Origin of the sequence: Elioraea rosea (assembly GCF_007644105.1) — a bacterium.
Lineage (GTDB): Bacteria > Pseudomonadota > Alphaproteobacteria > Acetobacterales > Acetobacteraceae > Elioraea_A > Elioraea_A rosea.
The window spans coordinates 1-1,466 of the sequence record NZ_VFAC01000089.1 but is presented as its reverse complement, the minus strand read 5'-3'; the positions used below and the strand labels follow the sequence as shown (position 1 = coordinate 1,466).

1 protein-coding gene and 1 pseudogene are annotated in these 1,466 nt (G+C 76.0%); both read right to left on the bottom strand.

Annotated elements, in window-relative coordinates; translation table 11 throughout:
• Positions 1 to 1,018, bottom strand: a pseudogene (locus FIF60_RS21420) (hypothetical protein); the annotation flags it as partial.
• A partial coding sequence (locus FIF60_RS21845; protein WP_204251285.1) for a DUF6384 family protein occupies positions 1,009 to 1,466 on the bottom strand: 458 nt, incomplete at its 5' end. The pseudogene FIF60_RS21420 and the gene FIF60_RS21845, both read right to left, overlap by 10 nt.

Below are 1,466 nucleotides of genomic sequence, written 5' to 3'. Positions count from 1 at the left end.
CCCGCGTCGGCGTCCGCGCCGCCTCGTCGCGCAACGCCCGCAGCGGCTTCTGCGCGAGCGCACGCTCGAGCGCGCGGGCGGCATCCTGCGTCGCGTCGTCGTCGCCTGCGGCGAGCGCGGCGAGCTTCTCCTCGGCCTCGTGCAGCGCCGATTGCGCGGCGAGAACGGCGTCCTCCGCGGCGTCGAGCTCCGCTGCGGCCGCCTCGGGCGTCTCGGGAAGCCCTGCGAGGCGGCGGCGATGCGCGCGCGCCGCACCTGCTGCCTCGTCCGCCGCCTTGCCCATGCGCTCGGCATGCGCTGCGAGGTGGCCAGGCAGGTCGGACAACAGCGCGAAGGAGCGGCGCGCCGCCTCGTAGCCGGCAAGCCGCGCCACCCAGCCATCCATGAACCGCACGGGCGCCGAGGCCTCGTAGCGCGCGGTGCCGTAGCCGCGATCCCACAGATACGCGAACAGCGGATCGTCGCGGTACGGCCTGCCCTTCTCGTCGAGGTCGCGGCGGGCGAACTCGGCCTTCTGCGCGGCGTGCTGTGCCACGCGCGCCGCCGCCTCCGCCGCCTCGTCGAGCCGCTTCTGCTCGCTGTCCTCCGAGGCCTTCGCGGCGGTGGCGGCAAGCGCCTGCGCCTCCTCCGCGTCGGCCGAGCGAAGCGCGGCGGCCTCCGCGTCCCGCCTCGTCTCTGCGGCCTTGAGCGCCTCTCGCGCCGCGGCGACCGCATTGCGCGCCGCACCCATCTCCTCGGCCCGCGCGCGCAGCTGCTCGCCGAGCCGCGCCGAGGCGGCATCGAGCGCGCCGATGAGAGTTTCGGCCTCCGTCATCTCCGCGAGCCTGAGCCGCGCGAGCGCGCCGAGCGCCTCGGCCTCCTCCGCGCGCAGCGCCTCGCGCCGGGCGGCGAGGCTGTCGGCCTCCTCCTGCGCGGCCGAGGCCTCACGGCTCGCCGCAGCCAGGTGCTTGTCGGTCTGCTCGAGAACCGACAACGGGTGCATGCTGCCGAGCCCGCCCCCGAATGCGCCTAGCGCCATGACAGGATCGCTCCCCCTTGGGTCTGGACGGTCCACTGCGTCGTCAGCGTGCCGGCCGGCTTACGCCCGATCACCGGCTGGTCGAGGATGCCGTCTGCGAGCTTGTCGCGGCGCACGCGCTCGAACTCCGCCTCCGGCACGCGCTGGCCCCAGCGCGACACGCGGCGGGTCTCGCCATCCTCCTCGCTGGTGATCGGCACGGCGACGGGGCGGCCCTCGGCATCCACCGCCTCGACGATCAGGTAGAAGTTGCGCGCCGCCGGGTTCAGCGCAGGCACGCGCCACACGCCCGACGGCTCGCCGGGGCGGTTGACGATGCGAACCGAGTAGTCGGCCGCGAGCCGTGCGGCGAGGGTGGCGAGCGCATCGCGCCGCGCCCGCGCCTCGGCGAGGTTGCCGGCCCGCGCCGCCGCCTCGCCTTCCGCCAGAAGCCGCGCGGCATCGGCGC